This window comes from Oleiphilus sp. HI0125 (assembly GCF_001635355.1).
In genome coordinates, this window is sequence record NZ_LWGF01000886.1 from 1 (window position 1) to 985 (window position 985).

At 44.1% G+C, this 985-nt stretch carries 1 protein-coding gene; it reads right to left on the reverse strand.

Annotated features, from left to right (window positions below; genetic code table 11):
• The coding region (gene zwf, locus A3762_RS15195) for a glucose-6-phosphate dehydrogenase (protein WP_068756415.1) at window positions 1-985 on the reverse strand (985 nt) is incomplete at both ends.

Here is a 985-nt window from a genome sequence, read left to right on the forward strand (position 1 = left end):
TTTTTGGGGGCTTTATCCGTGAACACAGGGTGAGGGCTAGGTTTGAAATGAATCACTACCTCTGTTACACGAGTTGGCAAACGTTTACCTGATCGAATAAAAAATGGCACGCCATTCCAACGGGAATTATTGATATGCAACTTTAAAGCAACGAAGGTTTCGGTGCGAGAATCTTGAGCAACGCCTTCTTCTTGTCGGTATCCCAACAGCGCATTTCCTCGGACTTTCGATTCGGTATATTGTCCTAAGACCAAATTATTCTCCAAATCGTCAGAACTTAATGGATGCAAACTTTGCAACAACTTAGCCACTTCATCACGCACAGCATCGCCATTAATCGCCATCGGCGGCTCCATAGCAACCATTGCCAATACCTGCAGCAAATGATTTTGGAACATATCTCGTAAAGCGCCTGCATTTTCGTAATATCCGCCGCGTCCCTCCACACCAAGAGATTCTGCTCCAGTTATTTCGACGTATTCCACATAATGGCGCCCCCAGAGAGGTTCAAACATGCCATTCGCAAAACGAAACACTAGTAAGTTTTGTACGGTTTCTTTTCCTAGGTAATGATCAATGCGATAGATCTGCTCTTCATCAAAATAATGATGTAACGAGGCATCTAATTCTTCTGCTGAACGCAAGTCGTATCCTATTGGCTTTTCGACTACCAAGCGTTTATAGCCAGATTCTGCCTGCGTCATTCCATGTTGCGAAAGATGTTCAGGAATCACCTGAAATAAGCTAGGAGGTGTCGCCAGGTAATAAAGAACATTGTTCGAAGTATTATGCTCAGTAGCGAGATGACTGAGCCTTTGCTTAAGAGATGGATAAGCACTCTCGCTTGCGGGGTCCATTGCGTGATAATAAACCCGCTCCAAAAACTCGATAACGACTGAGTGATCAATCTCAGTTTCTTGCTCAATAAAAGCAAGCAAACGTTCTCTGTAGCGTTGATCATCGTAATCTGAACGACTAACGCCCA